General features: G+C 42.0%; 27 protein-coding genes and 1 other annotated feature. Of the genes, 17 read left to right on the top strand and 10 right to left on the bottom strand.

Annotated elements, in window-relative coordinates:
* The first annotated feature begins 105 nt into the window (after window positions 1–105).
* The 5 genes from C6344_RS06675 to C6344_RS06655 all read left to right on the top strand — a co-directional run bounded on the left by C6344_RS06675 (window position 106) and on the right by C6344_RS06655 (window position 4,390).
* Window positions 106–417, top strand: a complete 312-nt coding sequence (locus C6344_RS06675; RefSeq protein ID WP_003215713.1) for a PTS sugar transporter subunit IIB — start codon at window positions 106–108, stop codon at window positions 415–417.
* 3 nt (window positions 418–420) lie between these two features.
* Window positions 421–753, top strand: coding sequence for a PTS sugar transporter subunit IIA (locus C6344_RS06670; protein ID WP_060596797.1), 333 nt, complete (start codon window positions 421–423; stop codon window positions 751–753).
* Window positions 754–778: 25 nt separating this feature from the next.
* The gene (gene celB, locus C6344_RS06665) at window positions 779–2,125 is read left to right on the top strand and encodes a PTS cellobiose transporter subunit IIC (protein ID WP_034661207.1); all 1,347 of its coding nucleotides are present in this window, start codon (window positions 779–781) and stop codon (window positions 2,123–2,125) included.
* Window positions 2,109–3,515, top strand: a complete 1,407-nt coding sequence (locus C6344_RS06660) for a glycoside hydrolase family 1 protein (protein ID WP_060596796.1) — start codon at window positions 2,109–2,111, stop codon at window positions 3,513–3,515. Before celB ends, C6344_RS06660 begins: the two co-directional genes overlap by 17 nt.
* A gap of 152 nt (window positions 3,516–3,667) precedes the next feature.
* A complete protein-coding gene (locus C6344_RS06655) occupies window positions 3,668–4,390 on the top strand; it encodes a GntR family transcriptional regulator (protein WP_034661205.1) in 723 nt (240 codons plus the stop codon).
* Between the two features lie 47 nt (window positions 4,391–4,437).
* Here C6344_RS06655 and zwf read toward each other — a convergent pair whose 3' ends face one another.
* Complete coding sequence (zwf, locus tag C6344_RS06650; RefSeq protein WP_034661204.1) at window positions 4,438–5,913, bottom strand: glucose-6-phosphate dehydrogenase; 1,476 nt, start codon at window positions 5,911–5,913, stop codon at window positions 4,438–4,440.
* A 221-nt stretch (window positions 5,914–6,134) separates the two neighbouring features.
* Here zwf and rnz point away from each other — a divergent pair, with 221 nt between their 5' ends.
* Window positions 6,135–7,064 (top strand): ribonuclease Z, encoded by a 930-nt coding sequence (rnz, locus tag C6344_RS06645; RefSeq protein WP_034661203.1) that lies wholly within the window; start codon window positions 6,135–6,137, stop codon window positions 7,062–7,064.
* Window positions 7,065–7,203: 139 nt separating this feature from the next.
* On the top strand, window positions 7,204–8,511 hold the full coding sequence (locus C6344_RS06640; protein WP_060596795.1) for an aspartate aminotransferase type Ic: 1,308 nt from the start codon (window positions 7,204–7,206) through the stop codon (window positions 8,509–8,511).
* A 47-nt stretch (window positions 8,512–8,558) separates the two neighbouring features.
* On the opposite strand, the gene C6344_RS06635 is transcribed toward C6344_RS06640, so the two are convergent.
* Together C6344_RS06635 and namA are read right to left on the bottom strand one after the other, a co-directional pair.
* Window positions 8,559–9,323 (bottom strand): alpha/beta fold hydrolase, encoded by a 765-nt coding sequence (locus C6344_RS06635; protein ID WP_060596794.1) that lies wholly within the window; start codon window positions 9,321–9,323, stop codon window positions 8,559–8,561.
* Window positions 9,324–9,442: 119 nt separating this feature from the next.
* Window positions 9,443–10,459, bottom strand: coding sequence for an NADPH dehydrogenase NamA (gene namA / locus C6344_RS06630; RefSeq protein WP_081311398.1), 1,017 nt, complete (start codon window positions 10,457–10,459; stop codon window positions 9,443–9,445).
* 140 nt (window positions 10,460–10,599) lie between these two features.
* On the opposite strand from namA, the gene C6344_RS06625 reads away from it, so the two are divergent.
* Window positions 10,600–12,213, top strand: coding sequence for a M20/M25/M40 family metallo-hydrolase (locus C6344_RS06625; protein ID WP_106071631.1), 1,614 nt, complete (start codon window positions 10,600–10,602; stop codon window positions 12,211–12,213).
* 126 nt (window positions 12,214–12,339) lie between these two features.
* Window positions 12,340–12,822, top strand: coding sequence for a DinB family protein (locus tag C6344_RS06620; protein ID WP_060596791.1), 483 nt, complete (start codon window positions 12,340–12,342; stop codon window positions 12,820–12,822).
* 46 nt (window positions 12,823–12,868) lie between these two features.
* Here the strand turns inward: C6344_RS06620 and proC are convergent, their stop codons facing one another.
* The gene (gene proC, locus C6344_RS06615) at window positions 12,869–13,696 is read right to left on the bottom strand and encodes a pyrroline-5-carboxylate reductase (protein WP_060596790.1); all 828 of its coding nucleotides are present in this window, start codon (window positions 13,694–13,696) and stop codon (window positions 12,869–12,871) included.
* Window positions 13,697–13,737: 41 nt separating this feature from the next.
* Window positions 13,738–13,949: a binding site (T-box leader), on the bottom strand.
* 169 nt (window positions 13,950–14,118) lie between these two features.
* On the opposite strand from proC, the gene C6344_RS06610 reads away from it, so the two are divergent.
* Together C6344_RS06610 and C6344_RS06605 are read left to right on the top strand one after the other, a co-directional pair.
* Window positions 14,119–15,069: an MBL fold metallo-hydrolase gene (locus tag C6344_RS06610; RefSeq protein ID WP_034661196.1), complete on the top strand. Its 951-nt coding sequence runs from the start codon at window positions 14,119–14,121 to the stop codon at window positions 15,067–15,069.
* Window positions 15,070–15,081: 12 nt separating this feature from the next.
* Window positions 15,082–15,858, top strand: coding sequence for an SDR family NAD(P)-dependent oxidoreductase (locus C6344_RS06605; protein WP_066030699.1), 777 nt, complete (start codon window positions 15,082–15,084; stop codon window positions 15,856–15,858).
* Window positions 15,859–15,923: 65 nt separating this feature from the next.
* On the opposite strand, the gene C6344_RS06600 is transcribed toward C6344_RS06605, so the two are convergent.
* Entirely contained in the window at window positions 15,924–17,252 is a 1,329-nt protein-coding gene (locus C6344_RS06600) for a CoA-disulfide reductase (RefSeq protein ID WP_060596787.1), read from the bottom strand.
* Between the two features lie 187 nt (window positions 17,253–17,439).
* Between C6344_RS06600 and coaA the strand changes: the two genes are divergently transcribed.
* On the top strand, window positions 17,440–18,399 hold the full coding sequence (gene coaA, locus C6344_RS06595) for a type I pantothenate kinase (RefSeq protein WP_034661193.1): 960 nt from the start codon (window positions 17,440–17,442) through the stop codon (window positions 18,397–18,399).
* 30 nt (window positions 18,400–18,429) lie between these two features.
* Here the strand turns inward: coaA and C6344_RS06590 are convergent, their stop codons facing one another.
* The 4 genes from C6344_RS06590 to C6344_RS06575 form a co-directional block, all read right to left on the bottom strand.
* Complete coding sequence (locus C6344_RS06590; RefSeq protein ID WP_060596786.1) at window positions 18,430–19,665, bottom strand: MDR family MFS transporter; 1,236 nt, start codon at window positions 19,663–19,665, stop codon at window positions 18,430–18,432.
* Between the two features lie 188 nt (window positions 19,666–19,853).
* Entirely contained in the window at window positions 19,854–20,198 is a 345-nt protein-coding gene (locus tag C6344_RS06585) for a YolD-like family protein (protein WP_060596785.1), read from the bottom strand.
* Between the two features lie 15 nt (window positions 20,199–20,213).
* Window positions 20,214–21,446, bottom strand: coding sequence for a DNA polymerase IV (locus tag C6344_RS06580; protein WP_060596784.1), 1,233 nt, complete (start codon window positions 21,444–21,446; stop codon window positions 20,214–20,216).
* Between the two features lie 150 nt (window positions 21,447–21,596).
* Window positions 21,597–22,046, bottom strand: a complete 450-nt coding sequence (locus tag C6344_RS06575) for a YfmQ family protein (protein WP_034661187.1) — start codon at window positions 22,044–22,046, stop codon at window positions 21,597–21,599.
* A 278-nt stretch (window positions 22,047–22,324) separates the two neighbouring features.
* On the opposite strand from C6344_RS06575, the gene C6344_RS06570 reads away from it, so the two are divergent.
* Window positions 22,325–22,804 (top strand): GNAT family N-acetyltransferase, encoded by a 480-nt coding sequence (locus C6344_RS06570; protein WP_034661184.1) that lies wholly within the window; start codon window positions 22,325–22,327, stop codon window positions 22,802–22,804.
* Window positions 22,801–23,775, top strand: coding sequence for a GNAT family N-acetyltransferase (locus tag C6344_RS06565; RefSeq protein WP_060596782.1), 975 nt, complete (start codon window positions 22,801–22,803; stop codon window positions 23,773–23,775). The genes C6344_RS06570 and C6344_RS06565 overlap by 4 nt, the downstream gene beginning before the upstream one ends.
* Before the next feature lie 17 nt (window positions 23,776–23,792).
* Here C6344_RS06565 and exlX read toward each other — a convergent pair whose 3' ends face one another.
* On the bottom strand, window positions 23,793–24,455 hold the full coding sequence (gene exlX / locus C6344_RS06560) for an expansin ExlX (RefSeq protein WP_223250493.1): 663 nt from the start codon (window positions 24,453–24,455) through the stop codon (window positions 23,793–23,795).
* 257 nt (window positions 24,456–24,712) lie between these two features.
* Here exlX and C6344_RS06555 point away from each other — a divergent pair, with 257 nt between their 5' ends.
* From C6344_RS06555 to C6344_RS06545, 3 genes are all read left to right on the top strand, one after another.
* Window positions 24,713–25,039, top strand: a complete 327-nt coding sequence (locus tag C6344_RS06555) for an iron-sulfur cluster biosynthesis family protein (protein WP_034661177.1) — start codon at window positions 24,713–24,715, stop codon at window positions 25,037–25,039.
* Window positions 25,040–25,051: 12 nt separating this feature from the next.
* Window positions 25,052–25,291: a YqkC family protein gene (locus C6344_RS06550; protein ID WP_003215790.1), complete on the top strand. Its 240-nt coding sequence runs from the start codon at window positions 25,052–25,054 to the stop codon at window positions 25,289–25,291.
* Between the two features lie 305 nt (window positions 25,292–25,596).
* The gene (locus C6344_RS06545) at window positions 25,597–26,859 is read left to right on the top strand and encodes a response regulator aspartate phosphatase (protein ID WP_034661176.1); all 1,263 of its coding nucleotides are present in this window, start codon (window positions 25,597–25,599) and stop codon (window positions 26,857–26,859) included.
* Window positions 26,860–26,868: the final 9 nt, after the last annotated feature.

The following is a 26,868-nucleotide window of genomic DNA, read 5'->3' as shown; positions in this document are numbered from 1 at the left end:
TTTATATAAAATACAGACAAATAAAATTAAATGTCTAGACATTTAAAAATAAAAATATATAATATTAAATGGAAGCGCTTTTATTACAACAATGGGGTGAGAGAAATGAAACGTATTTTATTAGCATGCAGTTCAGGAATGTCTACGAGTTTACTAGTTACAAAGATGAAGGCTCATGCCGACTCAATAGGGGACGAGGCAGAAATTTGGGCAGTTGGGCAAGATCAAGCGAGAAAAGAAATGGCGAATGCGGATGTTGTGTTAATTGGACCGCAAATGAGCTTTTTAAAAGGGGATCTTCAAAAAGAAGCAACAAAATACGGGATTGCAGTAGAGGTCATAGATATGCAGGCGTACGGGCTTGCCGATGGACAAAAAGCGTATGAACAAGCCGTTACATTGATGGAGGAATCGTAAAGAATGGAAAAGAAAACACTCGAAGGGCTCACAGAGGAACAAGTCAGTTTTCAATTGATCTTACACAGTGGAAATGCACGCAGCAAATTGCTTCAATCTCTTAAACAATTTCGAGAAGGTCAAGAAGATGAGGCATTTGGTCTCATGAAAGAAGCGGAAGAAGATTTACGTCATGCACATGGTATCCATTTTCAACTCGTGCAGCAAGAGGCAGGCGGGGAGAAAACGCCTTTCTCCTTATTGCTCATGCACGCCGAAGATCACTTAATGTCCACCATTACGATCAAGGAGCTTGTGGGAGAGCTCCTGCCGATTTTCCAATCGCTTAAACAATAAAGGGTGTAAACAAGGGGGGAAACCAATGTTTGATAAAATAAGTGCCATTTTGGTTCCGATTGCTGGGAGATTGAACAACAACCGCTATTTAGGCGTATTACGGGATGCTTTTATGCTTGCGTTCCCGCTCACCATTTTTGGTTCCATTATGGTTGTGCTAATGAATTTGCCATTTTTAGATAAAATCATGAGTCAAACCGCACTGGAAGGAGTCCAGTCTGCACTGAATATCGCGCCAAGTGCGACCATCAGCATTATGAGCGTGTTTGTTGTATTTGGGATTGGCTACTATTTATCGAAAAGCTATGATGTGGAAGCTGTATTTGGCGGCGTGATTGCTTTAGCCTCTTTCTTGCTTCTGACGCCATTTTTACTAGAACAAGAAGGCGGTGCATCTATTGCAGGTGTGATCCCAGTCGATCGTTTAGGAGCAAAGGGGATGTTCCTAGGAATGATCACAGGCTTTTTGTCTGCTGAAATTTATCGTTATTTTGTCCAAAAGAAATTTGTCATCAATATGCCGCAAGGGGTTCCGCCAGCTGTTTCAAAGTCTTTTGCTGCACTGATCCCGGCTACTTTGACACTCACAACCTTTTTACTGATCAATATCATCATTACACAAGGCTTCAAAACAAACATGCATGACCTGATTTATCATGCCATTCAGGCGCCGCTTGTTGGACTTGGAAGCGGTATCATCCCGACCTTGATCGCTGTTTTCTTTATACAAATTCTTTGGTTCTTTGGGCTCCACGGCCAAATTATTATCAACTCTGTCATGGACCCGATTTGGAATACATTGTCCATTCAAAACCTAGAGAGCTACACAAAAACTGGTGAGGTTCCGAATATCATCAGCAAGCAGTTTATCGAAATCTATACGGTTGGCATGGGCGGAACCGGTATGACGCTGGCTGTTGTGTTTACGATTTTAATTTTCCTGAAAAGTAAGCAATTAAAACAAGTAGCAAAGCTCGGCTTAGGACCAGGATTATTTAACGTCAATGAACCGATTATTTTCGGTTTACCGATTGTCATGAATCCACTTATTCTCATTCCATGGATTTTGGCGCCAATGGTCATTACATGTATTTCTTATTTTGCGATGGCAACAGGCATTGTACCGCCGCCGACAGGCGTGAATATTCCATGGACGGTGCCGATCTTTATTAGCGGAATAATGGCAACAAATTCACTAGCGGGCGGTCTGCTTCAGCTGTTTAATCTGATGATTGTGTTTGTCATTTGGTTCCCGTTCCTGAAGTTTATTGACCGTATGAATGTGAAGAATGAAAAAATAACCCCAACGGAAAAAACGAAGACAACAAACATCAAAGGCGAAGGAGACTCAATACATGTCGATGGAAAATAACAAGCAATCATATACATTTCCAGAAGGTTTCTGGTGGGGATCTTCTGCCTCTGCCACGCAAACAGAAGGCAGTGTCCCTGGAGATGGTAAGGGACCGAATATTTGGGATCATTGGTTTGAACAAGAGCCGACTCGTTTTTTTGATGGTGTAGGCCCAAACGTGACATCCCAATTTTATCGAAAATATAAAGAGGATATCCGTCTGATGAAAGAAATTGGGCACAATTCATTTCGGCTGTCCATTTCATGGTCACGTCTTTTACCTGAAGGGAAAGGTGTGGTCAATGAAGAAGCAGTATCTTTTTACAATGATGTGATCAATGAACTGATTGCACATGATATTGAGCCGTTTGTGAACCTGTACCATTTCGATATGCCAATGGCGCTGCAGGAAAAAGGCGGATGGGTGAACAGACAGGTAGTAGATGATTATGTCAGCTATGCGGAATTGTGCTTTCAATTATTTGGCGACCGGGTGAAAAAATGGTTTACCCATAATGAACCGATAGTTCCTGTAGAGGGCGGGTATATGTATAGCTTTCATTATCCAAACGAAGTCGATTTCCAAAAGGCTGTACAGGTCGGTTTTCATGAACTTTTATCAAATGCTAAGGCGATTGCGGCTTATAAAAAGCTGCAGCAAGGCGGGAAGATTGGCATCATCCTAAATCTTACCCCATCTTATCCAAGAAGCCAGAATCCATGCGATGTAGAAGCAGCTGAGATGGCTGATGCTTTCTTTAACCGTTCCTTCCTAGATCCTGCGGTGAAGGGACATTTCCCAGAAAAACTAGTAGAGGTCTTAAAGAAAGAAGGCTTTATGCCAAGTATTGAAGAAGGAGACCTTGAGCTCATTCAAGAGAATACCGTCGACCTCCTTGGGATCAACTATTATCAGCCAAGAAGAGTGAAAGCGAAAGAGCATATGCCGCATCCGAAAGCACCATTTATGCCAAATCATTATTTTGATGCGTTTGAAATGCCGGGAAGAAAAATGAATGTGTATCGAGGCTGGGAAATCTATGAAAAAGGTATTTATGATATATTGAAAAAAGTTCAAACAGACTATGATAATATTGAATGCTTTATTTCTGAAAATGGAATGGGTGTCGAAGGAGAAGAGCGGTTTAAGGATAAAGAAGGAATGATTCATGACGATTATCGCATTGACTTTATTTCTGAGCATCTCAAATGGGTGCATCAAGCCATTCAAGAAGGAAGTAATGTAAAAGGCTATCATCTGTGGACGTTTATGGATAACTGGTCATGGTCGAATGCCTATAAGAATCGTTATGGATTTGTCTCAGTTGATCTTCAAGAAGACGGGAAACGAACCATCAAGAAAAGCGGATACTGGTTTCAATCGGTATCAGAGAATAACGGTTTTTAATCAAGATACTTGCTCTTTCCTGAAAAGGGCAAGTATTTTTCTTATGTGACGGTAAGTGGATGAAACAAAAATGGCTGGTACCTTTTAAGCTCACTAGGCTTAGTGTAGAATGAGAGGAAGCTATGAAAAAACAAGTCAGTTGGTGGTGTGAGATGAAAAAGTACGAACTCATTTCAGAAGAAATCAGAAAACGAATAGGAACAGCTTATTATCCAGAAGATCAACCCATTCCAGATGAAAACTCGCTTGCCGCTGAATTTCAATGCAGCCGAATGACGATGAAGCGTGCGCTCGATCTTCTCGTAGCAGAAGGTCTGCTCTTTAGAAAAAGAGGCCACGGCACATTTATTGTGAAGGCAGCGCTAAACCAAGGGGCTATTAATGTATCTGGTCATGAAAATAAAGGATTCACGAAAGTCATGGCGGACAAAAACGTCACGAGCCAAATCATTCGCTTTGATGTCCATTTTCCAAGCGAAGAAGTGGCAGCCCACCTATCCATTGACTTAACCACACCCGTTTATGACATCATCCGGCTCCGCCTCGTGGATGAGGAGCCATATGTATTAGAAAAAACGTTTATGCCGGTCAATGTCATTAAGGGCATAGATGAAGAGGTTTTATTGGGATCGATTTATGGCTACATATCAAATGAACTCCATTTAAAAGTGGCAGGAGCGCACAAGAAAATTAGAGCGGCTAAATCAGATGAGCTGGACCAGCAATATTTAGGCTGTGACCCAACGGATCCTGTGCTCGAAGTCGAGCAGGTTGCTTATTTAAACACAGGCCGCCCGTTTGAGTACTCCTTTAGTCATCACCGCTATGATAAGTTCGACTTTTCAACGGTTGAAATTACGAAAACAGGACGTTAAAAAAAGAGCAGAACCCCCGAGGGAGACTGCTCTTTTTTTATTTCATTTTATATATTCCACCAATGATATCCGTCTTTTTCTAGAAGCTGATCGGCTTCTTTTGGTCCCATTGAACCAGCAGGATAATTTGGTTTTAATGTTTTGTTTTCTGCCCATTTTTCAGAAATCGGATCAACAAAGTTCCAAGAAAGCGCCACTTCATCCCAGTGAGCAAAGTTCGTTGCATCGCCTAGCAAGCAGTCATGAATCAGCTTTTCATATGCTTCTGGTGTATTCATGATGTCGTTATAGTTTGTTTGGTAGTCGAGCTTAATCGGTTTCGCATACGTACCGCCATCAAGCTTGCGAGCGTTCAGGTGAAGGGTAATGCCTTCATCTGGCTGAATGTGAATGACGAGTAAGTTTGGATGCATGGAATTTCCGTTTCCATAGTACAGGTTCATTGGAATGTCTTTAAATTGAACAACGATTTGAGTAGATTTCTTTTCTAATCGTTTTCCTGTACGAATGTAAAATGGCACCCCGGCCCATCTAAAGTTATCAATGAGCAGCTTCCCTGCAACGAAGGTTTCTGTGTTTGAGTTCGGGTCTACATTTTGCTCTTCAAGATAGGAAGGAACCATGCTGCCATCAACCGTACCAGCATCATACTGTCCGCGGACAAAGAATTGATCGACCTCATCTTTAGAGAAAGGACGAAGAGCGCGTAATGCTTTCCGTTTTTCGCTGCGGATCTCCTCTGTATTCAGCTTAATTGGCGGCTCCATTGCTAAAAGTGCCACCATTTGAAGCATATGGTTTTGGACCATATCTCTTAGTGCACCTGAACTTTCGTAATAGCGAGCCCGGTCTTCAACCCCTAATGATTCACTAGATGTAATTTGAATGTTTGAGATATATCGGTTTGTCCAAAGTGGTTCAAAAATGGCATTCGCAAAACGGATGACCTCAATGTTTTGAACCATTTGTTTACCGAGATAGTGGTCAATACGATAAATTTGATCTTCAGAGAATGCATCTCGAATTTCTTCATTTAATGTTTTGGCACTTGGCAGGTCATGGCCAAATGGTTTTTCAATGACAAGTCTTGACCAGCCGGTTGTTTTTGATACGCCTTCACTTTTTAGGAACTTCGCAATCGTTCCGAAGAATTCCGGTGCCATCGCTAAATAGAACATCCGGTTATTTGGGATACTGTACGTATCTTCAAGGCCTGCTAAAAGTGTGTTAAGCGATTGATAGGAAGCAGGGCTTGATACGTCAAAGTCGTGATAATAAAAATGCGAACTGAATTCCTCTATTTTCGCTTCTGCATCATCAGAAGAAACAGATTCTTTCACCACAGCTCTGAGATCCTCATGAGACCACGGACGGCGTCCAACACCGACGACGGCGAATTGATCACCAAGCTTTCCGCTATGAAAAAGTCTATGTATAGAAGGGTAGAGCTTGCGTTTGGCAAGATCTCCTGTTGCGCCAAAAATGACAATGACTGCTTTTGGATTGTTAGTTTCTGTATTCACGAAAAGTACCTCACTTTATTCGTAGCATTGTTGTAAAAACCGAGATTGTATGTACATTTTCTTTATTTTAAAGGTTCATTGTTCGTAAAGCAAACATTTGATTCGACTTTTTCTGCTCTCGTTTGACTTTTTTCGAAAATTCCGCTGAATTCACATTTACCTTGTCTTCATGTATTCTATATGAATGAAGATATTGTATACCGGCTTTAGGAGGAAAAGTAATGGAACTGCTCTTTTTAGGAACAGGTGCAGGCATTCCTGCAAAAACTAGAAACGTCACTTGCACTGCGCTAAAGCTTTTAGAAGAAAGAAAAGCAGTGTGGCTTTTTGATTGCGGAGAAGCGACGCAGCATCAAATATTACATACAACGATTAAACCGAGAAAGATCGAGAAAATATTTATCACTCATATGCATGGTGATCATGTATACGGTCTCCCAGGACTGCTTGGCAGCAGATCCTTTCAAGGCGGAGAGGATGAACTAACGATCTATGGGCCTAAGGGCATCAAAGCGTTTGTGAACGCAGCACTTTCAGCTACACAAACGCATTTGACATATCCGCTGCATATCATAGAGATAGATGAAGGGATCATATTTGAAGATGATACCTTTCAAGTAGAAGCAAGACGAGTATCTCACGGTATTCCAGCTTACGGCTATCGGGTAGTGGAAAAAGATGTACCAGGTGCATTAAAAGCCGAAGACCTGAAAGAAATCGGTGTAAAACCTGGACCTTTGTATCAGAAGTTAAAAAATGGGGAAACCGTGACACTCGAAGATGGAAGAATCATTGATGGAACCGATTATTTGGAACCCCCTAAAAAAGGGAGAATCGTTGCATTTTCAGGAGATACCCGTTTATGCGAGAATATAACAAGGCTTGCCAAAGATGCGGATGTGTTAGTCCATGAAGCAACATTCGGTAAAGAAGATGCTGATCTAGCCTACAATTATTATCACAGCACGACAGAACAAGCAGCGAAAACGGCGCAGGAAGCAGGCGCAAAAAGATTAATTTTGACCCATATTAGTGCACGTTACCAAGGAGAAGAGGCACTGAAACAACTATTGAAAGAAGCCCGCGATATATTCCCGCTGACAGAAGCTGCACATGATTTCTTTTCTTTTTCCATTGACCGCACGCTGTAAAAATTGGAAGAATCGTCAAAAAAAGTTGTGTGATTTTTTTGATATTTATAATGACTCTCTTTTTCAGGTAGTGGTAAAATGGTGAAGAAAAAACAAATGACGAATGAAACTATGAAGAATACGGGAGGCACAATCAAAGATGAGCGGTTTTACAGCGTTAAGTGAAGCAGAATTAAATGACCTATATGCAGCACTACAAAATGAGTACGAAACTTATAAAAGTAAAAACTTACACTTAGACATGTCTAGAGGAAAACCTTCACCAAAACAGCTCGATTTGTCTATGGGCATGCTCGATGTTGTGACATCAAAGGATGCGATGACTGCTGAGGATGGCACAGATGTGCGAAACTATGGCGGCTTGACAGGGCTTCCTGAAACGAAGACATTTTTTGCAGATGTACTCAATCTGAAGCCAGAACAAATCATCATCGGCGGTAATTCCAGCCTTAATATGATGCACGATACCATTGCCCGTGCCATGACTCACGGCGTATATGACAGCAAAACACCTTGGGGAAAGCTGCCAAAAGTAAAATTCCTTGCACCAAGCCCAGGATATGACCGTCACTTTGCCATTTGTGAGCTATTTAACATAGAGATGATCACAGTCGATATGAAGGCTGATGGACCTGATATGGATCAGGTAGAAAAATTGGTCGCAGAAGATGAAGCGATTAAAGGCATTTGGTGTGTACCAAAATATAGCAACCCAGATGGCATTACGTATTCAGATGAGGTTGTTGACCGCCTCGCTTCTATGAAAACAAAAGCAGACGACTTCCGCGTTTTTTGGGATGATGCATACGCAGTCCATCATCTAACTGATACGCCTGATACGTTAAAAGATATTTTTCAAGCAGTAGAGGAAGCAGGGCACCCAAATCGTGTGTTTATGTTTGCGTCTACTTCTAAAATTACATTCCCAGGATCAGGTATTGCACTGATGGCGTCTAGCCCGGACAATGTAAGCTTCACTCAAAAGCAATTATCGGTTCAAACGATCGGACCAGACAAAATCAATCAATTAAGACATCTTCGTTTCTTCAAGAATCCAGAAGGCTTGAAGGAACATATGAAAAAACATGCAGCGATCATTAAGCCAAAGTTTGACCTCGTTCTTTCCATTCTTGATGAAACACTTGGCGGGAAAGACATTGCTGAATGGCACAAGCCAAATGGCGGATATTTCATTAGTTTAAATACGCTCGATCATTGTGCAAAAGCTGTTGTGCAAAAGGCAAAAGAAGCAGGTGTTACAATGACAGGTGCAGGCGCGACATATCCTTATGGAAAAGACCCGCTTGATCGTAACATTCGCATTGCGCCAACGTTCCCAACACTTGAAGAGCTAGAGCAAGCGATTGACATCTTTACATTATGTGTTCAGCTTGTCAGCATTGAAAAGCTGCTTTCTAAAAAAAGTCAGTCTGCTCCAACGGCATAAAGAAAAGAAAACTCCTTGACTGATAACTAGTCAAGGAGTTTTTGTTTTTAATTGGCTGTTTGATAATAGGAAACAGGTTGTTTGGCTGCGCACCATACATCATAGATCGCAAGCTGCACAATATGCGGTTCATCATGATGAATATAGTGCGAGCTGTTCTGCGCCTGAATCCATCCGCTTTGGGATGACAAAGACAGCATCCGTTTATGAAGTCTGAGCCAAGCTTCATGCGCTGGATGAAACAATCGGCTCTTACCTGATGAAATGACAAGGAGCGGCATCATCCCATAATGGGTTTGCTCCTCTTTCATTGTACTTAGCATTTGCTGAAAGTCCTCATGCGTACATTCTGCTGTGAATTGCGCCATATATGAGGTGTGTTCTTCCTTTGATAAAAGCGGCAGGATGACCTGTTCTTGCTCCTCACTTGCTGGGTCTAACATCACCATGCCAATGACGTCATCTCCTCTGCGACTTGCCCATAACCGGCTAACAAGAGAGCCAAATGAGTGAGCCACAATGAGAAAGGGTGGCTGAATATTGGCTTCTTCTAGCAGCGCATCTAAATCATCTGCAAGATCATGCAATGTTCTTCCTTCACTGCTGTCACTGCTCTTTCCATTTCCTAATCGATCGTATAAGAAAACCCCAAGCTCAGGATCAATATCGCGGGCCATATTCGACCACGTATCACCCGAAATGCCGTAGCCTGCTTCAAAGATAATGGTGGCTTGCCTTTTGCCTTGACGATGTTTTGTATAAAAATGATGTCCATCTATATGATACATTCTTTCAATCATTGCCGAGTTCATTCTTCCATCTCCTCTAAGTGGTTCTTTAGCTAAAAGACGGCACAAAAGGCTGATATGTTTCTCTTAAAAACAAAAAAGATGCCTATTTCAAAAAATAGACACCTTTTTTCTATGAGCTTTTACCAAGCGCGATCATATTGACGCGGGCCTTCGATAGATGTACGAAGTTCTTGAGCAGCTGTTTTTGGAAAGTATGGATCCCGTAAAAATTCTCTGCCTATAAAGATTAAGTCTGCACGCTGATTTCGTAAAATTTCCTCTGCCTGTACACCAGATGTGATCAGACCGACTGCCCCTGTTTGAATACCGGCACCTTCTTTTATTTTTTCTGCGAAGGTCACTTGGTAGCCAGGGAATGTGTTGATTTTCGCCTGTACGACAGCGCCTGAGCTGACATCGATTAAGTCGACACCTTGTTCCTTCAGCCATGTAGCAATGCCAATGTAATCTGCAATATCAAGTCCTTTTGTCGTGTAATCAGAAGCAGACACACGGACAAATAATGGTCCTTCCCATACTTCATTGACTGCATCGATGACTTCTCTTAAGAAACGATAACGGTTCTCTGGTGAACCGCCATAGTCATCTGTTCGATGATTTGCCAGCGGTGAAAGAAATTCATTGATCAAATAGCCATGCGCCCCATGAATTTCAATGATGTCAAAGCCGGCCTTTTTTGCTCGGACAGCTGCATCCTGAAACGCCTGAACGGTATCTTTGATTTGATCGATAGACATCTCGGCAGGGGTTTTAGACTGTTCATCAAATGGAATGCTTGATGGTGCCAGGATGTCACCACCTAGTTCAGCCTTACGCCCTGCATGAGCCAGCTGGATAGCTGTCTTGGTTCCGTATGCTTTGATTTGTTCGTTTAATGAAGCAAATCCTTCAATGTGCTCATCACTCCAAATACCGAGGTCTTGATCACTAATTCTTCCCTCGGGAGAAACAGCACTTGCCTCCACCATGATCAGGCCAGCCTGACCTTGGGCACGGGAAATATAATGCGTAAAGTGGAAAGGCTGTAATTTCCCATCATGGTCATAGGATGAATACATACACATCGGGGACATCACGATGCGGTTTTTCAGTGTAACACCTTTTAATGTCCAAGGTGAAAAGAGTTTTGTTTCCAAATACCTTCGCCTCCTCATGGAATTGTATAGCCGATTATAACAGCCATTCAAACTTTCGTCATAAAAGGTGCTCAAAGAATATAGCTTTTATACGCGTTTTTGTATAATGGAGAGATAGAGACAACAAAGGGGGAAAAGGGATGAAATGGCAAACAGAGAGTGAACTAAAGGAACTGCTCACCGCTCTTATGCAGTATGAAAGCATATCGGGTACAACTGGAGAAGTCGCGTTAGCTGAATATTTATATTATTTGCTGAGGGAGCGGCCTTATTTCAAGCAGAACCCTGATCATTTGGCTTTGCATCCGATGAAAGATGGCCGGTATTATTTAACGGCGCTTGTAAAGCGCAGCACGCTGCCACGTACCGTTTTGCTGCTTAGTCATTTCGATGTCGTCGATACAGAAGATTACGGTGAATTTCAAAACATGGCATGCAAGCCAGAAGAGTTAATGGCGTCATTTTCTCAAAAAAGTGCGCTTCTCCCAAAAAGAGCAAGAGAAGATCTAGCTTCAGGTGACTGGTTGTTTGGAAGAGGTGCCATGGATATGAAAGCAGGTCTTACTGTACAGCTTTCTATGCTGGAAAGAGCGATGACAGAAACCTTTCATGGAAATGTCCTGCTCGTCACAGTCCCTGATGAAGAAGTGAATTCTCAAGGAATGCTTGAAGCTGTTCCGAAACTAAAGGAGCTTAAGGAAAAGCATGACCTTGACTATACCGCGTGCTTAAACAGTGAGCCCATGTTTGAAAAATATCCAGGTGATGAACACAAATATATGTATACAGGCAGTATAGGGAAGGTGCTGGCCGGATTTTTCTGCAAAGGAATTGAAACGCATGTAGGAGAGCCATTCTCAGGCTTAAATGCGAATTTTATGGTATCTGAATTAAACCGGCTGTTAGAGCTGAATAGTGATTATTGTGAGGAAGTAGACGGTGAAGTCACGCCGCCGCCCACCAACTTGATGCAAAAGGACTTAAAAGAAGCCTATTCCGTTCAAACACCTCACACAGCTGTTTCTTTATTTAATGTGCTGATGATGAATCGTTCAAGTGAAGAACTGCACGGGCTTCTCTATGACACTGCGAAACGAGCAGCAGGCGAAATCGAGGCAAATCTCAAACAGAAAACAGTTGAATTTCAGCGCTTTAAACCTTTTACACCGATTGATACGAAGATTACGGTTCTCACGTATCATGAGCTGTATCAAAAAGCTGCAGAACGCTCAGGTAAACAGGAGGTTGAACGCATTGTTAACTATGCGTTCGCCAATCGAGGTGAGCTTGGAGATCGTGATTTTTCAACCAAAATCATCTCTGAGCTGACGACGCTTTGTAAGGAAGAAGGGCCGCTGATTGTTCTATTTTATAGTCCGCCATTTTATCCTGCGGTTTCTTCAACGGAAGATCCGCATATCCAAGCAACCTTAAAGAGGATTCAAATAGAGGCAAAAAAGAGTTATGGACTTGAAATAGAAGAAGTGAAATATTTCCCTGGATTGTCTGATTTAAGTTACTTACAGCTCGAAAAACAGGAAGTAGGTCATTACACGACCAATATGCCGCTTTATCAAAAAGGCTATTCTTTACCGGAAGGAGAAAAGGGAGCACTTTACGTTCCAGTTATCAACGTGGGGCCATTAGGAAAGGACCCGCACAAATGGACAGAGCGGCTGCACATCCCGTTCTCATTCGGCATTTTGCCAGAATTACTAGAATCAGCGATTCATGCTTTGTTAGAGAAAAAGTAAGTATATGATGAAGAGCCCTATCGTGATGATAGGGCTTTTATTTTTAAATAGACGATCCATCGACTTAGATAGAGTATGATAAAGAATAAGACTTACACTTATTTGAAGGGAGATTGTGAGGATGAAATGGAAACTGGAAAATTAACAAAAACATACATCATTACATCGCTTCAGGAAAGTATCCGTGAACTAGAAAAGCTAGTGGAAATATGTGATGAGCACACGCTAGATCAATCTTTGGGAGAGGGCAAGTGGTCGATCAAGCAAATCGCAGGGCATTTGTATGATACAGAAGAAGTCTGGTCAGAGCGGATAGAGCAGGCGATATCAGATGAGCAGACGCCTTTTCAATCGTATGATCCTGAAATATATGTGAAGGAAAGAGGCTATGAAAGGTATAACGAACAGGAGATCAAAGCACTGATCAAACGATTGAAAGAGAGAAGAAACAACACACTTCATCTATTAGAAAAGGATACATGGGAGCAATCGGGTGTGCATCCTGAAGAAGGGGTGATGACAGTGCAAATATTAGCTGAAACCATCGCTTTACATGAACAACATCATCTGGATCAAATCAAAGCCATCATGTCAAAGAGTGAACGATAGCAGTATGTAAAAAAGCACCTGTCATCAAAACAGGTGCTTTTCTCTATCATTTATACGTGCTTGCTGAAAACATTTCGTTTAATTCTGCTGCGCGTTTTGTTGCCGTTTTAACACAATCGACAACGGCTTCTTCAAATTGATAGGCAGCAAGTGTGTTCAGGCCGGCTTCTGTCGTTCCGCCTTCACTTGTGATTTCTTTGCGCAATTCAGCAGGTTCTTTACCGCTGCTTTGAAGCATGTTGGCGGCGCCCGCAATCATCTGGCAAATGAGTAACTTCGCTGTTGCTTGGTCCATCCCAAGTTCCGAGGCGCCTCGCTCCATTCCTTCAATCAAATGATAAATGAAGGCAGGGCCGCTTCCTGCAATAGCTGTAACAGCATTCAGCTGTGATTCATCCAATACCGTCACATGACCGATCGTTTCAAACAGCTCGATTGCTTTATTCTTTTGATCCTCTGTCACTTCTTGACTTACGGCAATGCCTGTTGCTGATTGCTGAATCGCCGCTGATGTATTTGGCATTGCGCGAACCACCGCAATCTTCTCGCCAGCATAGTGCTGAATCGTTTCAATGGAGATGCCAGCTAAAATCGAAATGATCAACTGTCCTTGTAAATGAGGCCGCACATCAGATATCCCGCTTTCCGCATCTTTCGGTTTTAAAGCAAATACGAGAATATCCGCTTCTTCATAAATAAAAGAACGAGAGAAATCCGTTTTGACCCCATAACGCACCTTTAATTCTTCTAGACGTTTTTCATTCGTTTTGTTTGTGACAATAATATCTTCATTTGACATGATGCCGCTTTTTAATAAACCTTTTATCATCGACTCTGCCATCGAGCCTGCACCAATAAATCCAATTTTACTCATAAGCTGCTCCTCCTTGTAGAAAATAAAAAAACCTCTCGCCTGAAAAGGACGAAAGGTTTTTCGCGGTACCACCCTCAATTAGCATGCAGACATGCATACTCAGCTCTAGTCCCTTAACGCGGGAAACGTTTAGGTTTGCCTAACAGCTCAAAGGGCAGGTTCAGCAAATAAGAGGACGGTGAGGCCTTACAGCCGGCGGACCTCACTCTCTTTCATCATTATTTTGCTTACTAATCCTTGTCATCGCGCATCTTATATTTGTTGTTCATTATGCAACGATGGACAAGTTTGTGTCAATAGGGACAGATAAAAAAATTGACCGCCTAAACCGCATGACAGTCTGCCTTTTGCAAGATACAATGAATAAAGAAGACAGAGTTACAATGAACCATGAGTCAAAAAGCAGGAGATGACATATAAAAGTGAAAGAAGACATCATTCAATTATCCATCCCTACACCGTTTGCTGTTGGGGATGTACATGCATATATATTAAAAGGAGAAGCCGTGACCTTAGTGGACTGCGGGCCGATGACAGAAGAGGCGGAGCACGCCTTTGTCGCGCAACTACAAGAGCATCGTTTATCGATAGACGATATTGATCAAGTGGTGTTGACCCATCATCATGCAGATCATGTCGGTCTTTTAAATCTGATGAAACCTCATGTCCGTGTAATCGGACACGAGTTAAATGAGCCGTATATTAGCCAGGACCCTGTGTTTAAAGAGCGTCAAATTGCTTTTATGGAACGCTTTTTTCAGCAGTTAGGTGTGCCGCTTCGTCAAGGTGAGTGTGAAAGAATCGTGAAGCAATCTTATACATATTCCTGTACTGCACATGTAGATGACGTCATCAAAGAAGGCGATCGGTTGAAAGGGCATGAACACTTCTTCGTGATGGAAACACCGGGACATGCACAATCTCATCTTTCCTTTCTAGATGAAACAACGGGCCATTTCATTGGTGGAGACCTGCTTTTGACGACCATTTCCTCAAACCCGTTAATGGAAGCGCCGTTTGAAGGGGAGGAACGCCAAAAATCGCTGCTTCAATATAAAGCATCACTCAATCGATTATTGCATCTGCCAATCAAGACGATTTATCCAGGACACGGTGAGCTCATTACCTCTCATCATGAATTGATCGAAGAAAGATTTAAGAAACAAGAGAAAAGGGCAAATACGATGTATCAGCTGCTCAAACGAAAAGAAATGACTGCCTTTCATCTTTGCCGCAAGCTATTTCCAGTGCTGTATGAAGAGGCCTTATTTTTAACGATGTCGGAGACAGTTGGGCAGCTGGATGTCCTCTTAGAAGCTGGACAAATTGAAGAAGTGCAAAAAGACGGAATTCTCTATTACAGGGCAAACTAAGGAGTGAAACGCATGGGGAGATTAACAGGAAAGAGGATATGGATTACAGGCGCATCTGGGGGCATTGGTGAAAAAATGGCGTACTTGGCAGCAGAAGAAGGCGCAGAAATCATTATTTCAGCAAGACGAATCGAAAAGCTGACGGGTGTAAAAGAAGAGATTATGAGTGCTGGCGGGGTGTGTCACATCGTGGAGTTAGATGTCAGTCACCTTGAGGACATTGATCGCGCATATCAAGAAGTGGGGGCTGTTGATATTTTGGTTAACAATGCCGGTTTTGGTGCGTTTGATCTCGTTGAAGATGCGTCCATTGAGGAAATGGTGTCGATGTTTGAAGTAAACGTGTTTGGCTTAATCGCCTGCACGAAAAAGGTCATTCCAGAGATGAAACAAAGAGGACATGGACATATTATCAATATTGCTTCTCAGGCAGGAAAGATTGCCACTCCGAAATCAGCCATTTATTCGGCATCAAAGCATGCCGTCCTTGGATTTTCAAACAGCCTTAGAATGGAGCTGGCAGACTTCGGCATTCACGTCACCACGGTGAATCCAGGACCGATCGCCACTGACTTTTTTACCATCGCCGATCGCAGCGGTGAATATGTGAAGAATGTTGAATTCATGATGCTTAGTGCGGACAAGGTGGCTGGGAAGGTCGTATCCGCTATGATGACGAATAAAAGAGAGATTAATCTGCCCGGATGGATGAACGCTGGCAGTAAATTGTATCAATTATTCCCGTTTTTATTTGAAAAAGCAGCACGCAAAGCGATGATGAAAAAATAACAAAAAAGAAACCGGTCGTGAGCTGGTTTCTTTTTTTGAGATAAGACGCCATTGTGACCGTCTTTTTATCTCCGCCTTGCTGCTTGTTGAAGCGGGTCCCACACACTGTTAAAAGGCGGTGCATAGCTAATATCTAAATCTTCAAGATCTGTTATGGTCAGCTGTTGGTAAAGGGCAGTTGCCATCACATCGATCCGTTTATCTACACCGTTTCTTCCGATGATTTGGGCACCGAGCAAGGTGTAGTCATCACTTCTGTAAATCAGTTTGACTTTCATTTTCTGCGCATCTGGATAATATCCAGCGTGATCCGTACTGTCAATGGTGATGGTGGAATAAGGAATGTCAGCTGCTTGTGCTTCCTTTTCTGATAAGCCCGTTCGTCCTGCTGTCATGCTCATAAATTTCATCACTGCTGTTCCAGTCACGCCTTGAAACGCCCGGTTTGTTCCCGTCATATGAAAACCAGCGATTCTTCCTTGTTTATTCGCCGTTGTGCCGAGCGGAATATAATCTAGTGATTGTTTGATGCGGTGATAAGTTGCTGCGCAATCCCCCGCAGCATAGATGTCTTTTACATTGGTTTGCATGTATTCGTTTACAACAATGGCGCCATTTGGCAGACGCTTGATTCCTGTTTTGTCTAAAAAGGATGTTTGCGGTGTGACGCCGATGGCCATGATGACCATATCCGTTTTAATGGTTTGTTTGTCTGTTTGAACAGCTGTTACATGTGACTCGCCCTCTAATGTCTGCACGGTTTCCCCAAGTGTCACGTGAATACCTTGGGCATCCGCCTCTTCTTTCAGGTGCTTCGCCATATCGGGGTCAAAGCCCGGACCTAGTGTTGAACCCCGCTGAATGATATGTACTTTTTTTCCCAGCGCTTTTAAATTTTCAGCCATTTCTAAGCCAATATACCCGCCGCCAATGATGGTGACATGTGTGATATTTTGTTTTAAATGGTCTAAAATGGACAGCGCATGCGGAATGGTTTTTAATACGTGTACGCCTTCTAGCGGCTGATTGTCTAAACCCAGTGTGACGGGGCTTGCTCCTGTCGCAATTAAGAGGCGGTCATAGCTTTCGGTAAATGGTTCTTTTGTTTTCGTATGATGACCTGACACCGTTTTTTGCTTTGGGTCAATGGAGGTCACGTCGTGTAAGCATCTAGCATCAATTCCATATTTGTCGCGAAAGGTTTCAGCGCTGCGTGCAATCAGCTTGCTGTGATGATCAATGAGACCGCCGATCAAGTAGGGAAGGCCGCACTGTCCATATGAGAAAATCTCTCCTTTTTCAAAAGCGACAATATGTGCCTCTGGATCCTCTCTATATATTTGCATAGCACAGCTCATTCCTGCTGCATCTCCGCCAATCATCACATATTTCATTTGGTGTGCTCCCTTCTATCTATCGAAATGAATACTCTTATTTACCCTCATTTTCCTTTTTTTAATGCTTTTTTTCGCAAAAGAAGCAAACTTTAGTTGAAAAATAAAGACAGCGCCTTCATTTTAAGCTACAATCGGATTATCGTCTTTTTGGTTACGAGTTTAGTGAAGATTGGTGGGAAAGACTTTGAGTGACACACGACTAGATTTTAATACTTTATATACACGGCATACAAGAGAGGCTTGGTCTGCTCTTGGGGAATATATGCCGGTATCTGTTTCAGAAGAGGAAGCGAGAGCACTTCAAGGATTAAATGACTATTTATCGCTTGAAGAAGTTCAAGATATTTACATACCACTTATTCGTTTTCTGACATTGCATGTCTTTGCAGAAAAACAAAAAAATCAGCATGTGAATGCCTTTTTAAACTACCCGCATCATGCGAAAATCCCTTTTTTAATTGGGATTGCTGGAAGTGTGGCTGTCGGGAAAAGTACAACGGCTCGTATCATTGAAACGCTCTTATCGAGACTTGGAGATGGGCTGAAAGTGAGTCTTGTGACAACAGATGGCTTTTTGTATCCTCAAAAAGAATTAAAGGATCGAGGACTCATGGAAAAGAAAGGCTTCCCGGAAAGCTATGATGTCAAAGCCTTGTTATCTTTTTTAAACGAATTAAAATCAGGCAAACAAACTGTTCATGCCCCGGTATATTCGCATCTGACCTATGACCGGCTTGAAGGGGTGTATGAAACAGTGGAGGATGCCGATATTGTCATCATTGAAGGAATCAATGTGCTGCAATCACCAGCGCTGGATGATCTGAAGGATGAACCGCGTGTGTTTGTATCAGATTTCTTTGATTTTTCGATTTATGTAGATGCTGCTGAAACGCAAATTCAATCATGGTATAAAGAACGGTTCCGTTTGCTAAGGGAAACAGCTTTCCAAGACCCTGAATCCTTTTTTCATCAATACAAAGATTTGACGGATGAAGAGGCAGATCACATGGCAAGCACGATTTGGAATACCGTCAATCGCCCTAATTTATATCAAAATATTTTACCGACAAAATATCGAGCCGATCTCATTTTGAAAAAAGGTGATCAGCATAAGGTGGAAGAGATTGCTATCCGCCGAGTATAAAGAAAAACCGCTCAAACGAGAGCGGTTTTTTTAATGATCTCCACTGACTTTAACAGCGACCGCAGCTGCGGATCGCTTTTTCAGGCGGTAGTATCCAATGAGTAAGAACGGGACACCTGCGATGGTGACCATCGACAAGACTGAAAAAATGGAGAAGGGATGGGCTGCGCCAAAATAGTCAATGCACAGTCCGCCGATAAATGGTCCGATGACGCTGCCGAGCTGAGAAAATCCCATCGCACCAAAGTACGATCCCTTTACTTCTGGCTTTGCCACATTGTCTACAAAAAGATCCATCATCGCAAACAGCAGAACCTCTCCAATTGTAAACACGACAATGATGAAAGCAAGCATGCCGAGACTCTGTGAAAAAGCAATGGCAAACAAACTGCCGGCAAGAAGAATATTCCCAGTGGTCAGCGACAAAATGGTGGAGTAGCGCTTGGCGATCATGATGAGCGGATATTGTACGACAATGACAACAACTGCATTTAAAGATAAAAGGTATCCAAACAGTTTCGGACCATCCTCAATCATAGGCGAAGCGGATAAATATTGAGGCAGCGTTGAGCTCAAATGCGAATAACCGAACGAACATAAGGTCACGCCGATGAGGATAATGCTAAAGACCGTATCTTTTTGGATAATGGAAAGGGCTTTTTTGACACCAATTTGTTTCGTGCTTTCTGGAGCAGCAACTGGATGTTTCTGAAATTGCCAGACCAGCGTTAATCCGTATAACAAGTAAATGAAGGCAGCAACGAGAAATGGGAACGTTGTTTTCGATGACCCGAGATATAAGCCAAGAAGAGGACCGAAGATGACCCCTATGTTAATGGCTGTATAGCGTAAATTAAACACAAACAACCGAATACTTGATGGGGTGACATCAGATAAGAGCGCCTTAGATGTTGGTTCAAAAAGTGCCCGGCACAGTCCGTTTAAAGCGTTCATGATAAAGAAGACCCAAATGGCATCTGCAAATGCAAAGCCAACAAAGACAAGTGACCAACCGAAGATCGATAGAAGCATGACCTTTTTTCTGCCGATACGATCAGAAATATATCCGCCGTAAAAACTCGCAACGATCCCAATCAGAGAGCTAACGGCAATGATTAATCCAGCAGAAGACGCTGAGGCGCCTTTGACTTGTGTCAAATAAACGGCCAAAAAAGGAATGCTCATGGACGTCGCCATTCGGCCAAATATGGTGCCGATGATGATCGTCCAACTAAGCGGATGTAACGTACGTAAGTTATTTTTCATGCTGTTTCTCCCCTGAGTTTGTAAGATGTTCCAATCATACATGAAAAATTGTGCAAATTAAATACACAATTTGATGGAGGAGACATCTGCCATATGGCAAAGAAGCAAGATTGGCTCGCCATTTGGAGGTTTGCTTTTTGCTGCCAGTGCTTCTATGTCACTGATTCGCGCGGTCATTTGGCGACCATTTAATCAAGGTCGATCGCGACGATTTGCTGCAAGGACAGGTTGAGAACATCCTCATCATTGACGATTTTTATGCGCTGCGTTTCATAATGAATGGTTTTTACCCAGCCCCAAAACTGCTCTTTCATACCTGCTGCGGCATATGTCACGCAAATCGCTTGATCCTCGGTAATCGACTGTGTGATCAAAAAATTCATTTCCTCCAGCTGATCGGTGCTCAGCGGGGGAGGGGTGTACTCTTTTTTCTTCCGTTTTTGAGCAAGCAGCTGCTCCCGGTGCTCTGGAAGCATCATTCGGCTTGATTCCCACATGAGGTTGTATCCAGGTGTTAATTTATTGGGATTCATGGCTGTTCGCCTCCGTTATTTGTAATGTCCGCCAATTTTTTCGGCGCGGTGATACGCCTGCCCTGCGCTTGTCAGTGACGAAGCGTGCAGCAGGGCAGCAGGTCCATACTTCATGTGGATCGCATCAAATACTTTGCTGAGTTTGTCTTTTTGAACATGGTGATCAAATAAAGTCAGCTGATATTGGCTGTCAGACTGCAGCTGTGAGAGAGTAATCCCCACACTGCGAATGGGCTGGCCATCCCAGTGCTGCTGGCATAGCTGAATGGCTGCGTCTGCAATATCTGTCCCGTACTGTGTAGGTGAATGAAGCTTGATTTGTCTATGAAATCCAGTCGGATGAGAAAAATCAGCGCCTCTCACGCCAACAGACACTGTTTGCCCAAGATAATGCTTAAAGCGTGCACGTCTTGCCACTTCTTCACTCAATTCAAGAAGAGCGACTTTGATATCCTCAAAAGACGCATAATCATGGGGAAGAGTCATATGATGTCCAACCGCTTTTTGCTGATCATGTGTGTGAATGGTGACCGGAGAGGGATCATGCCCTAAAGCTGTTCGCTGCAAAAGCTCTCCGTTGATTCCCCAGCGTTTTTTAAGCCGGTCTAACGGATAAGCAGCAAGCGTCCCAATGGTACTGATGCCCATTCGTTTTAAATGGTGCTCCATTCGTTTGCCGACGCCAAATAATTTTCCAATCGGAAGCGGCCATAAATCAGCCGCAACACTGTCTGTACGAAGTTCATAGATACCAGATGTGTTTTTTTTAGCAAAATGGTCACAGGCCATTTTAGCGAGCACTTTATTAGGACCGATGCCAACACGTGCGTAAATGCCAGTCTGGTTCATAATGGTTGTTTGTATATTTTGAGCGATCTCGCGGGGAGAACCGAGTAGTGTCAGACTGCCTGTAATATCAAGAAATTGTTCATCAATTGAATAGGGTTCGACAAGATCTGTGTATTGTTCGAGCAGCTCTGTTATCATGACAGAGATATCAAGATAGCGCTGCATACGGGGGCGTACGACGACAGCTTCGGGGCATTTCTCCTGCGCTTCCCATAATCTTGATGCATTTTGTACGCCTCGTTTTTTAGCGAGCGGGCAGGCGGCAAGTACGACCCCGCTCCGCCGCTCAGGATCTCCAGAGACGATGAGCGGCACATCCTTCAAGTGGGGAGCCTCCACTTTTTCGACTGACGCATAAAACGATTGCATATCCACAAGCAGAATGGCTCGTTCATTCATTATTTTCACCTCTTAGAACATATGTTCCGTTTATATTGTAACCGTCAGGAGGCGAAATTGATACTGGTAAATCATTCAAAGAAAAGAGTGTAAATCCATACAAAAAAGACGAAGTGTCTTCCACTTCGTCTCATTTGATGCAACATTATTTTAAGCATGTGCCAAGTTGTGAGATGTTTGGAGCGGCTCAGAACGCAAACGATAGGCCGTCAGTTTTTTCTTAGGCTTATGTGTAAACTGCCGCACCACATCCACGTGGTCATCGTAATGATACAGATAAAGGGTCACATCATGTTTGCCAAGCTTTGTTTGCATGGTAAGCGGCGCAGGCCCTTCCTGCGGATGAAGAAAACGCTCTTCATCACCAGGATAAATATAATAGCGTTCAATAAAGATCGCATCATTAAAATGTTGAATAATTTCAGATACTTGCTGATCATTGAGCGGACGATCTTCAAACATGATCGTTGTTTGATCACTTGTTACTTTTGCATGCACCGCATAACGACTAAAAAGGCGTTCCACAACACCAGAAGGCAGCGAAGTGACAAGAAGCTTTAAAAGACTAAACACAACAAGTGAAGTAACAATCCAAACCAATATCATCATCTCCAATAAACATTTGTTACATTTCCTATATGAACCATCTTAACATACCAAAAGAATGAAACTTTCGCACAAAAAGTGAACTTTTTGAAATAAGTGTGAAGATTTAAAAGGAGATGACGGCGAAAGAACGAAGAATCAACAAAGCTGAAAGGAAAAAAGGCTGACACGTGATCTTTACAAACAATTAATCGAACAGGTAGACTATTGAAACAACAGTTTTTTTAAAAAAAGAGAGCGGTAAGCCAAAAATGAAAAGGGGCGAGGTCATCATGATACGTCAAGTGAAGCCGTCAGATTTTTACGCCGTCACATCCGTCATCCAAAGCTGGTGGGGAGGCAGAGATTTGCGCGCAAAATTGCCGAAGCTATTTTTTGAACATTTTCAGCAAACAAGTTTTGTCGTCGTTGAAAAAGGTGAACTGATTGGCTTTTTAGTCGGTTTTTTATCGCAATCTCATTCAGATGAAGCGTATATTCATTTTGTAGGTGTACATCCAGACCATCGGAAATTAAAGATAGGAAAAATCCTATATCAAGCCTTTTATGATGTGGCAAAACAGGAAGGAAGAACAACCATTAAAGCGGTAACAGCACCTGTAAATAAAGTATCGATTGCCTATCATGCAAAATTGGGCTTTCAAATTGAAAAAGGGGACAAAACTGTAGAAGGAATCTCCGTGTTTTCAGACTATGATGGAATAAATGAAGATCGTGTTTTATTTGTGAAAAAATTAGAGGCAATGCAATGATTGTCAATTTAGATCAAACAATAAGTGATGTAGCAAAGCAGATCTTACATATTCAACTAGCTGCATACCAACAAGAAGCTGAACAAATTGGCTATGCCGATCTCCCACCATTAAAAGAGACCATTCAAGATGTAATGAAAGCAAAAGAGCAATTTATTGGTTTTGAGCAAAAGGGAATCTTACTAGGTGTTGCCTCTTATGAAGAGCAGAAAGATTATTTGATCATTAGTCGATTGGCTGTACATCCAAAAGCGCTAAAGCAGGGTATTGGAACAAGACTTATGTCCACAATTATGGAGAAAAATGTCCCTATAGAACTGACCACAGGGCAAACAAACACCCCTGCAAAAAGGCTATACGAAAAGTTGGGATTTCTTGAAACAGATGTGATTCATGTTGCAAAAGAGCTCACCTTATCAAAAATGAAATGGAGACCAAGGCGAAAGGTTGAGGTTGTCGAATTCAAAAAAGAGTGGCATGAAGAATTCCATCAAGAAAAGCAGCAACTCAAGCAAATCATTCAAAAGAACTGGATAGAAGGACATCATATTGGTAGTACGTCAGTTGAAGGGCTTGTTGCCAAACCAATTATTGATATCTTAATAGAAGTAAGTCATATAAAAGAGATCGATAGAAAAAGAGAGAGCTTTGAACATCTTGGATATCAAGTGCTAGGTGAAAATGGCATAAAAGGGAGACGTTTTTTTCAAAAGGGTGGCTTGAATCGTACGCATCATGTCCATGTTTATGAGAGAAATCACCCTGATGTGAAAAGGCATTTATTGTTTCGAGATTACTTAAGGGCCCATCCAGAACGAGCTGAAGCGTATGCGTCTGTCAAGGAACAATTAGCAAATCAGTATCCGGAAGATATACAAAGCTATATGGCAGGAAAGAATGAAATCATAAAAGAAATAGAAAATGAGGCATATCACTGGGATAGAGAAGGAAGAGAGGAAGCTCTTAAATAAGCTACCTCTTTTCCTCGTTAATTAGGAAGCTGAACATTGCCTTTTACAATATAGGCCTGTGAAGCAGCAGTAGATGGAAGAGCGGGTAATTTATCCTTTACTATGGCCCCGCGAATATCTGTGATTCGAACAGGAAGAGATTTAGACCCCATATTAAATCCAAGGAAATGGTTGTAGTCTGTCTTTTCCATGTTCACCCATTGTCCATCTTTGTAATATTCCATTTTCATAATCGGATATTTATGATTGCGCACTTGAATCGCAGCCCACCACTCACTGCTGCCTTCTTTTATTCTGTAAGCTACATTTCCGCTAATCGGTGCTTTTACAATTTTCCAACTAATTGGGATTTTTCCATCTGCCATATTACCGATTTTGGCAAAGGCATTAGGAGAAAGATCAAGAGCTCCTTTTGCTCCTTCTGGATATTTATCGGTTACATACACAACGGTTTTTCCTTTTGGACCCTTTACTTCAAGGTAAGCACCTGCAAGTGCCGCATTTATCCCTTTATAGTTATAGTCATGAGGATTTAAAGCCGTAATTTTCATGTCAGATGGAATAGGATCTAATAATGCGGCGCCCCCTGAGTAACCAGATCCCGTATAAGTCGCATAGCTTTCTCGTACTTCATCAAGGACAGATGCCGCTTTCATGTTTGGCACAGCGAAACTCAACATAAATATCAGTGCCCCGATGAAGCAGAGAGATAATCTTTTTTTCACGATCTAAAACCTCCTGTTTATTCTTTTAAAATTGGTAGCGTCATAAGTATAATTCTAAAAAACAAGAAGCGAAAAGAGCCAATAGATAGATATAATCCTAGTGAGAAGAGCGTGTATTTCAAAGAATATGACTTTCGGATTTAGTCGTGTGTCATGTTTTATGGTGTTTTATGTGTTACAATGTAAGCATCAATTTAAAAAGGATGTTCGCCATGTATATTCACATCACAGAACTGGCTAAAACATATATAGAAAAACAGCAAATAGGAAACGAAACTAAGGAATTACTGCTTCGCTACGATTCAGAAGGTTGTGGCTGTGCAGTGAGTGGCGTACCAATGCTTTGGTTAACAAGTGAAAGAACAGGTGAATGGGAACAACTGAATAATAGCCAACATTTAAAACTATATATACACATTGCACAGAAGGTATTTTTTGATGAGGAAATGACCATCGATTTTAATGAAAAAGCCAATACATTGATGCTGAAAAGTCCTCAGCAAATACTCAGTCCAAGAATGGGCATACTTGTAAAGTAAGGTGGAAACGTAGTGGATCAGAAGCTTAGAGTGATACAAAACACGGCACAAAATAAAACATGGGTGTCGTTTTTAAATAACAATCATCCCTATACCCTTTTGCACTGGTCAATAGGTGGAATGGATTCGGTGAAAAAGGACGTTTGGCTTCTTCAAGATGAAGTCACATTTGAAACGGAAGAATTTCCAACGCTCGAATTAGCTGTCAATTGGATCAAAGAGAATATGGAACAGGTAACAGATGTATTATAAAAGCCCTTTTTTGACAAAAGGGTTTTTTTCGTGCCTTCATCATCTCATCAAACAGCAGGGATGTCTAATCTGAAAAATGATCTTTTAAAACGCAAAAAAACCGTTTTATAACAACCAATTCGACAAAATGAGAAAAATAGAAATGAAAAAATCGTGGTTATAAATGCCGAAAAATAGGCAATGAAAGCGTTTATTGCGGGATACCGAAAACTTTGCGAAAAATGACATTTCATATTTCTTCCATTCGAGGGAATGTGATAGAATACAACATGTATCGTATATGAGAAGGGAGGTGCTAAAGTGAATTGAAGCTCAAGCTGTCATCGCCTCAGGTTGGAATCAAAATAAACGAATGGTATAGGCAGATTTGCGGATTTCATGTCATGAAAGCAGAGAAGCTGAAGGCCGAGATCGAGCAGGAAATTCTGGAGATGGAACAGGATCAAAACTTGTTGCTGTTTTACCAGCTGATGGATTTTCGCCATAAGGTGATGCTTGAATATTTTGAACCGGCAAAGAAAGCCTCAAACGATGAAGAAATTAAGAACCTGCTAGAAACGATCGAACATTCGCAAACGAAATTAACGGACATGCTTGAATACTATGTTCATTTTTTCACAGGAATGTTTGAGTTTGAACAGCAAAACTATTTAAGTGCCATTGCTTATTACCGTTCAGCAGAAAAAAAGCTCAATCTTATATCAGATGATATAGAAAGAGCAGAATTTTACTTTAAATTAGCAGAAATATACTACCACATGAAACAAACCCACTTTTCGATGCACTATGCCTTGCAAGCGTTAGATACGTACTCTGCCTACAGAACGTACACGCTGAGAATCATCCACTGTGAATTTGTCATCGGTGCAAACTATGATGATTTGAAATGCTATGAACATGCATTGCCCTACTTTAAAAATGCTCTAAATCGAGCACGCTCAATTGGAAACCCTCGAGTCATAGGTTCGGCCCTTTTCAACTTAGGTAACTGTTATTACCAAATGAACGATCTTGCGGAAGCAAGCCGTTATCTGAAAGACTCTCTTGAAGTGTTTGAAAAGGAGAATTTAACCCATCTTAATCGCTCTCTAGACCCACTATTTATGCTGACCCAAATCCTGTTTAAACAAAAACAAATAGAAGAGTCGTTAACCCTCTATCAACAAGGTATTATGAAAGCCTGTGAATTAGAAGATGAAATTTACATCTGCAAATTTCAGTTCTTAAAAGCATTATACGTTGATGCAGAAATAACGATCATAGACGATACATTAGACCTGCTCGAGGACAAGCGCTTATACCCAGATATTGAGGAATTGGCACTTGATGCGGCTCATTATTACAATGAGCTTGGACTGTATGAAGCATCTACACGGTTTTACGAAAGGAAGATTCAAGCCATATCAAAAATTCAAAATGGGGGTCATTTATATGAAAACGAGTTTGATAGTTCTTTTATTGGCAGCAACTGCAGGATTATCGGTCATGAGTCAGCAGCAATCGGAAGAGAGTCATATGGAGCTGGCGGGCAGACATCATACAACAGTGGTGACTATCGCATAAGTTAGCTCAAAAAG

Origin of the sequence: Bacillus sp. GBSW19 (assembly GCF_002998655.1) — a bacterium.
Lineage (GTDB): Bacteria > Bacillota > Bacilli > Bacillales > Bacillaceae > Bacillus.
The sequence above is the reverse complement of the archived record's forward strand: the minus strand, read 5'-3'. Positions and strand labels throughout refer to the sequence as shown.

What these genes read in the sequence shown, in the direction of transcription:
- C6344_RS06675 (WP_003215713.1), top strand. Translation starts at nt 106, where the DNA reads ATGAAACGTATTTTATTAGCATGCAGTTCAGGAATGTCTACGAGTTTA.
- C6344_RS06670 (WP_060596797.1), top strand. Translation starts at nt 421, where the DNA reads ATGGAAAAGAAAACACTCGAAGGGCTCACAGAGGAACAAGTCAGTTTT.
- celB (WP_034661207.1), top strand. Translation starts at nt 779, where the DNA reads ATGTTTGATAAAATAAGTGCCATTTTGGTTCCGATTGCTGGGAGATTG.
- C6344_RS06660 (WP_060596796.1), top strand. Translation starts at nt 2,109, where the DNA reads ATGTCGATGGAAAATAACAAGCAATCATATACATTTCCAGAAGGTTTC.
- C6344_RS06655 (WP_034661205.1), top strand. Translation starts at nt 3,668, where the DNA reads ATGAAAAAGTACGAACTCATTTCAGAAGAAATCAGAAAACGAATAGGA.
- rnz (WP_034661203.1), top strand. Translation starts at nt 6,135, where the DNA reads ATGGAACTGCTCTTTTTAGGAACAGGTGCAGGCATTCCTGCAAAAACT.
- C6344_RS06640 (WP_060596795.1), top strand. Translation starts at nt 7,204, where the DNA reads ATGAGCGGTTTTACAGCGTTAAGTGAAGCAGAATTAAATGACCTATAT.
- C6344_RS06635 (WP_060596794.1), bottom strand. Translation starts at nt 9,323, where the DNA reads ATGAACTCGGCAATGATTGAAAGAATGTATCATATAGATGGACATCAT.
- C6344_RS06625 (WP_106071631.1), top strand. Translation starts at nt 10,600, where the DNA reads ATGAAATGGCAAACAGAGAGTGAACTAAAGGAACTGCTCACCGCTCTT.
- C6344_RS06620 (WP_060596791.1), top strand. Translation starts at nt 12,340, where the DNA reads ATGGAAACTGGAAAATTAACAAAAACATACATCATTACATCGCTTCAG.
- proC (WP_060596790.1), bottom strand. Translation starts at nt 13,696, where the DNA reads ATGAGTAAAATTGGATTTATTGGTGCAGGCTCGATGGCAGAGTCGATG.
- C6344_RS06605 (WP_066030699.1), top strand. Translation starts at nt 15,082, where the DNA reads ATGGGGAGATTAACAGGAAAGAGGATATGGATTACAGGCGCATCTGGG.
- C6344_RS06600 (WP_060596787.1), bottom strand. Translation starts at nt 17,252, where the DNA reads ATGAAATATGTGATGATTGGCGGAGATGCAGCAGGAATGAGCTGTGCT.
- C6344_RS06590 (WP_060596786.1), bottom strand. Translation starts at nt 19,665, where the DNA reads ATGAAAAATAACTTACGTACGTTACATCCGCTTAGTTGGACGATCATC.
- C6344_RS06585 (WP_060596785.1), bottom strand. Translation starts at nt 20,198, where the DNA reads ATGAATCCCAATAAATTAACACCTGGATACAACCTCATGTGGGAATCA.
- C6344_RS06580 (WP_060596784.1), bottom strand. Translation starts at nt 21,446, where the DNA reads ATGAATGAACGAGCCATTCTGCTTGTGGATATGCAATCGTTTTATGCG.
- C6344_RS06570 (WP_034661184.1), top strand. Translation starts at nt 22,325, where the DNA reads ATGATACGTCAAGTGAAGCCGTCAGATTTTTACGCCGTCACATCCGTC.
- C6344_RS06565 (WP_060596782.1), top strand. Translation starts at nt 22,801, where the DNA reads ATGATTGTCAATTTAGATCAAACAATAAGTGATGTAGCAAAGCAGATC.
- exlX (WP_223250493.1), bottom strand. Translation starts at nt 24,455, where the DNA reads ATGTTGAGTTTCGCTGTGCCAAACATGAAAGCGGCATCTGTCCTTGAT.
- C6344_RS06555 (WP_034661177.1), top strand. Translation starts at nt 24,713, where the DNA reads ATGTATATTCACATCACAGAACTGGCTAAAACATATATAGAAAAACAG.